This window comes from Moorena sp. SIO4E2 (assembly GCF_010671945.1).
In the GTDB taxonomy this organism is placed as follows: Bacteria; Cyanobacteriota; Cyanobacteriia; order Cyanobacteriales; family Coleofasciculaceae; genus Moorena; species Moorena producens.
The window spans coordinates 1-5981 of sequence record NZ_JAAHIE010000456.1 but is presented as its reverse complement, the minus strand read 5'-3'; the positions used below and the strand labels follow the sequence as shown (position 1 = coordinate 5981).

Below are 5981 nucleotides of genomic sequence, written 5' to 3'. Positions count from 1 at the left end.
ATATCAACTAAGGACAAACCCTGCTCGTTGCGGACGCAAAGTTGGCTGTTTGGCAGTAGGCAAAATGGTACGTAGGCAGTTGTGGGCCAGTATGGTGGGGTGGGGGGAATTTAGAGGGAGTCGGGAGTCGGGAGTCGGGAGTCGGGAGTCGGGAGTCGGGAGTCGGGAGTCGGGAGTCGGGAGTCGGGAGTCGGGAGTGGCCTATGGGAAAATTGAATGTACCTCATAAGTATCATAAACAGTATCATAAACGCGCAGTCGATCATCAAACCCAATCCTGATTTCTGATCACACCAAGAAATCCTCTGCTGTTCTAATCTTCCTTTATCCGAAGTTCCCGATTCCCGATTCCCGATTCCCGATTCCCAATTCTAAATTCTAAATTCTAAATTCTAAATTCTAAATTCTAAATTCTAACTTCTAACTTCTAACTTCTAACTTACCGATTCCCCATCTCCCCATCTCCCCATCTCCCCACACTTAGAGTCTCTAACCAGGCTTCAGTAGCTTCGGGATTTAAAGGCTTAGAAAACCAATACCCCTGTCCATATTGACAACGCCAATCACAAAGCTGTGCCAATTGCTTTTCAGTTTCCACTCCTTCTGCCACTACATGTATGCCGAGGTCGTTTGCCAAGTTCACCATCCACCGCAAAATTTTCCCATGTTTGTGATCATCACTCATGCCTTTGACAAAAGAGCGGTCAATTTTTAATATATCTATCGGTAAATTTGGCAAGTAACTTAAGAGAGAATAGCCAGTCCCAAAATCATCAATGCACAACTGAATCTGTCGCTGTTTGAGTTTCTCCAACAGAACTACTGCACTGGTTTCCAGCAGTACACTTTCTGTGATCTCTAGTTTCAAACTCTGGGCATCGAGACCAGAATCCCACAAAATTGTGTCGATTTTACCGATTAGATCCGGTTGGGATAATTGTAAGCTGGAGATGTTAACGCTGATCGTTAAATCCTGATATTGGGGAAACTGTTGTTGCCACTGCCACATTTGTTGGCAAGCCTGGCGTAGTACCCACCAACCCAGTGGCACAATCAGCTTTGTTTCTTCTGCCACTGGAATGAACTCTGCTGGCAACAGCAGTCCCCGTTCGGGATGCTCCCACCGCACCAGTGCCTCAAAGCCAGCCAGCTTATGGGTTTCAAGAGACACAATTGGCTGGTAATAAAGCCGCAATTCTTGGCGCTTAATACCCAAGCGTAAACTATCTTCTAACTCCAACCGCTCTATACTCCGGGTGCGCATGGCAGGGGTAAACAGCTTATAGCCAGTGTTACTCTCCATTTTGGCTCGATAAAGAGCTAGACTGGCGTTGTCAAGAAAAGCAGAGGCTTGGTAATCATCCCTGTCATTGCTAGCAATTCCAATATTGGCACTCAAAAAAATCTCATGGTCATCAATCGAAAAAGGCGTCCGCAGGCTAGTGCCAATCTGTTCTGCTACCAAGGTAGCTTCACTGACATCGTTAATGTCTTTGAGTAAGATAGCTAATTCATCTTCGGACCACCGCGCCACGGTATAGTTAACGGTATAGTTAACGGTAGAATTCAGGGCATCAGTCAAGCGAGAATCAAAAGCCTTTAGCAATTTTGCTCCCACCTGCCGTCCCATACTAAACTGAATGACTTTAAAACGTTCCAAAGCCACCAATAAGACGGCGAATCGATAACCCTTATACCACTTTGACCTCTGGATTACTTGCCTCAACCGTCTCCTAAAACTATCTGCGTTGAGCCAGGGAATCAGGAGGTCATTAAAGGTAGAATCCTGAAACCTTTGTACAGGTTGCTGATCTTGCTGATCATTGTTACTTCTAGCGAACACCTACTTTCTCTATCACCCTGAATTAGCTCAATTGAGTTACTCATTGATAATTGAGCCAAAAAGGAAACCCAAAAGGAAACCCAAAAGGCAAAAGCTGTGGTATAGTTAACCTTTTACCCTATTCTTTAAGCTCAATTTTGTTAATGGTTGTTAACGATGAACATCCTTACTGATGGTTTGACTAAGCAAATCAATAACGCTGTTTGGGGTCATCCTAAGTTGCGGTTATACCGTTTAAATCAGAGGTGGGACTGTTGAATGTTGAGTGAATGTGGACGATAAACAAGCAACGGCCAACTGTCGAAAACCCAACTTCAAGAGAACGCTAGCCACCGTGGAGCACTACCGTGGATCAGTGATGGAACATCTTAGTTAACCATTAGTTAACTAGATTAGTTAACTAGGGAAAACAAAATAGAGCATGGACTAGGGGTAAATCCCATGCCCTATTCTTGGATGCCCACAATTACGAGGTAGTTTTAACTGTTACCCTTTAACCCGTATAGGTAGTTTTTAGATGGCTTAATTGCTTAAGCCTGGTTGACTAGGGAAGCTGATCCCCCTTGAAGTAGGTAGCCAGCGATCGGCTATTGATCGCTGGCTTGGTGTTAACCCTAAAGGACGATTTGCGATCCCTGACTTTAAGGTAAATCGGCAATGTGGCTTTGTCTGTGAGAAAAAGTAATAAATAATTCTAATTGATTACATAATAAAAAGTAATGAGTGTTGAAGAAGCATTGGCGATGGTGGATACGGTCATCAAACCCGAACGCTTAAACGCAGTTCAAGAACTGGTGCTCCGCCAATGTTGGTCAGGACAAACTTATCAAGAGATTGCTGAGGGGTCTGGTTACGACGCCGATTACATTCGGGTGGTTGGCTCCCGCTTATGGCATATCCTGTCAGAGGTGTTTGGAGAGAAGATCACAAAAAATAACATTCGTTCTGTGATCAGGGACCGATTACGAGAGGTCGAGCTTCAGGAGTTGCCAGAGGTCGAGCTGGAATTACCTACAGAGTTCGAATTACCTAGAGGTGTGGTCCCTCTCAATTCTTCTTTTTATATCGAGCGTCCCCCCAATGACTCTCTATGTTACGAAACAGTGTTGCAGCCAGGGGCATTAATCCGAATTAAAGCCCCTAGACAGATGGGTAAAACCTCCCTGATGGTGAGGATTCTTGATCACGCTAGAGCATCTGGCTTCCGCACAGTCGCTCTGAGCTTGCAGCAAGCTGATGCCAATGTCTTTACGGATTTAGAACGATTTTTACAATGGTTCTGTGCCACAGTCACTCGTAGCCTAGAATTACCAAATCGACTAAATGATTATTGGGATGATATCTTTGGCAGCAGTGGTAATACCACAGATTACTTCGAGAATTATCTATTAAAAGAAATAGATACACCGATGGTATTGGCATTAGATGAGGTCAACCTGTTGTTTAATTACCCTGCTATTGCCACGGATTTCCTCGGTTTGCTGCGAGCTTGGTATGAAAAAGCCAAATACGGTGTAACTGGTAGCACAATTTGGCAAAAACTGCGCTTAATTATTATACATTCTACTGACGTTTATATTGCCTTACATATCCACCAATCGCCGTTTAATGTGGGATTATCCATTGAATTGCCAGAGTTTACCAAGGCCCAAGTGCAAGAATTAGCCCGTCGCCACGGAATCGATTGGGGTACTGATGATTCGAGGGTCGATCACGTATCTTTAATTATGGCTAAAGTAGGAGGAAATCCTTGTCTTTTAAGGGTAGCGTTATATCATCTTAGGCGCGGTGACGTTACCTTTGAAGAGTTATTGAATTCAGCAGCAAGGGAATCGGGGATTTATCATGATGACCTTCGACGACAATGGTGGAATCTACAACAATATCCACAACTGGTCGCAGCCTATGGAAAAGTAGTGATGTCATCCCAGCCAGTGGAATTAGAGCAAAAGCTAGCCTTTAAGTTGCAAAGTTTAGGATTAGTACAGCTCCACAAACAGGGGGCTGTACCTAGTTGTGATTTGTATCGTCAGTACTTTAGTACTCACCTGGGCTAAAACCCATGGATGCCTGGAAGTTATGAAAAAGCACAACTATCAAGTTGGCGGGAGTTTACCCCCTGATACCCCCTGCTATGTGCGTCGTAAAGCAGATCAGGATTTGTATCAGGCTCTGGTAGCCGGTGAGTTTTGCTATGTCCTTACCTCCAGGCAAATGGGTAAGTCTTCTTTGAGGGTGCAAACTACTCACCGATTACAAGGAATAGGCATCCACTGTGGAATCGTTGATTTGACGGAAATTGGTACCCAAGATTTGACAGCAGACCAGTGGTATGCTAGCATAATACGCTGTCTTGTCAGCAGCTTCAACCTCCAGGTCAATTTACGAGCTTGGTGGCGCTCACGCTCTGATCTATCCCCAGTCAAGCGTCTGAGTGATTTTATTGAGGAGGTGCTACTGGCAGAGGTTGAGGGAAATTTGGTGATCTTTATTGATGAAATCGATAGCATTCTGGGTTTATCGTTTCCGATTGAAGATTTTTTTGCCCTGATCCGAGCCTGCTACAACAAGCGCACAGAAAACCAAGCCTACCAACGCCTCAGTTTTGTCTTGTTAGGGGTAGCCACTCCCTCGGATTTGATCGTAGATAAGCAACGCACTCCGTTTAATATCGGACGGGGGATTGAGTTATGTGGATTTACTCTGGAAGAAGCCAAACCCCTAGGGCTAGGATTTAACGGAATGGTTAGCAATCCCAAAGCCTTACTTAGGGAAATCTTGGGGTTTACGGGAGGACAGCCTTTACTGACTCAAAAGCTATGTCAGCTGATTCTAGAGGATATAGAGAATGGTACTGTCAATGGCAAATCCCTTGAGTCTCTTGTGGATAGGCGGATTATCGACAACTGGGAAGTCCAAGATGAACCAGAGCATCTCAGGACCATACGCGATCGCATTCTCAGTAATGAGCAACGGGCTGGGCGGTTATTAGGACTTTATCAGCAAATTCTGCAACAGGGAGCAGTAGCAGCAGATGACAGTTGGGAACAAATGGAATTGCTACTGTCGGGATTAGTGGTCAAGACTGAGGGCAAGGTTAAGGTCCGCAACCCCATTTATGCTGCTGTTTTCAACTGTGATTGGGTCAGCAAGCAACTATCAAATCTTCGTCCCTATGCTACAAGTCTAAGAGCTTGGTTCAATGGTGATTGTCAGGATGAATCGAGACTATTGCCTGGTCAAGCCTTACTCGATGCCCTAGCTTGGGCAGATGCCCGTAGCCATCAAGGCTTGGAACAAACTGCAACAGTTAGCTGGGGCAAAGGCAAATACCCAGACTCAAGTTGAGAAAGTTGAGAAAATGCTCTGGCGAATCATTAGACCTTCTAGCAGCGATGCAGAGGTCCTTTTTGCTGCATTGCTTGCCTGTTCCTTGAGGAGTAGGATTTACCCCGTCTCTTACTGGCTGGGATTTCACCGAAAAGCGCAAAAAATCAACGTAACCAACCTTGTTCTTACTTACTATTCTAGTTTAACACGATAGCCGGGATAAATCCCGGTACGCTGGCCTTTGGCCACGCTACGCGAACGCCGCCCACTGAATAAATTAAGTGGCTAACTCTCGCTTGATGTTTTTGTGTTTATTATAGCACAAATTTTCAATGATACGCAACATTTTCAGTCCCCAATTCCCCTCCCGCGCTTGTCTTACTGGCAGTGCCAGACGCTGCGCGAACGACTATAACGGGAGTCCCCTTGGGGAAGAATGATGGTACCTTGCTCACTACCCTCACCGCACATCAGGATGAGGTAGAGGGCATCGCCTTCAGCCAAGATGGGGAAATTCTAGCTTCTGCCAGTGCTGATAGTATAGCAGTCGCCAGGGCAGTTAGGACATCGACATTAGTCTCACACCCTTTGTAAGCGATGCAGAGGTGCGACCCGTGGCGAATTTAATTCGCCAAGGTCAAGCGCACCATTACGGTCTTGGGGGTTTCCCCCATGAGCGACTGCATCAAGAAGCGCAAGAGTTTGACTTCTGACAAATGACTTCTGACAAATGACTTCTGCTATATGAAGTAGGAATTATGACATGATACGTGTAACTCCTGGTTGTTGACCACGTTTTGAGTCAATC

Annotated in this window: 4 protein-coding genes; 3 read left to right on the top strand and 1 reads right to left on the bottom strand. The window is 45.3% G+C overall.

Features of this window, described 5'->3' with window-relative positions; translation table 11 throughout:
• Nucleotides 1-439: 439 nt before the first annotated feature.
• On the bottom strand, nt 440-1843 hold the full coding sequence (locus F6K37_RS30335) for a putative bifunctional diguanylate cyclase/phosphodiesterase (protein WP_287254220.1): 1404 nt from the start codon (nt 1841-1843) through the stop codon (nt 440-442).
• Between the two features lie 719 nt (nt 1844-2562).
• Between F6K37_RS30335 and F6K37_RS30330 the strand changes: the two genes are divergently transcribed.
• From F6K37_RS30330 to F6K37_RS30320, 3 genes are all read left to right on the top strand, one after another.
• The gene (locus F6K37_RS30330; RefSeq protein WP_008181745.1) at nt 2563-3900 is read left to right on the top strand and encodes an AAA-like domain-containing protein; all 1338 of its coding nucleotides are present in this window, start codon (nt 2563-2565) and stop codon (nt 3898-3900) included.
• Nucleotides 3901-3922: 22 nt separating this feature from the next.
• Nucleotides 3923-5191 (top strand): AAA-like domain-containing protein, encoded by a 1269-nt coding sequence (locus tag F6K37_RS30325; RefSeq protein WP_008181744.1) that lies wholly within the window; start codon nt 3923-3925, stop codon nt 5189-5191.
• Nucleotides 5192-5560: 369 nt separating this feature from the next.
• Nucleotides 5561-5767, top strand: a complete 207-nt coding sequence (locus F6K37_RS30320) for a WD40 repeat domain-containing protein (RefSeq protein WP_008181742.1) — start codon at nt 5561-5563, stop codon at nt 5765-5767.
• Nucleotides 5768-5981 lie beyond the last annotated feature (214 nt).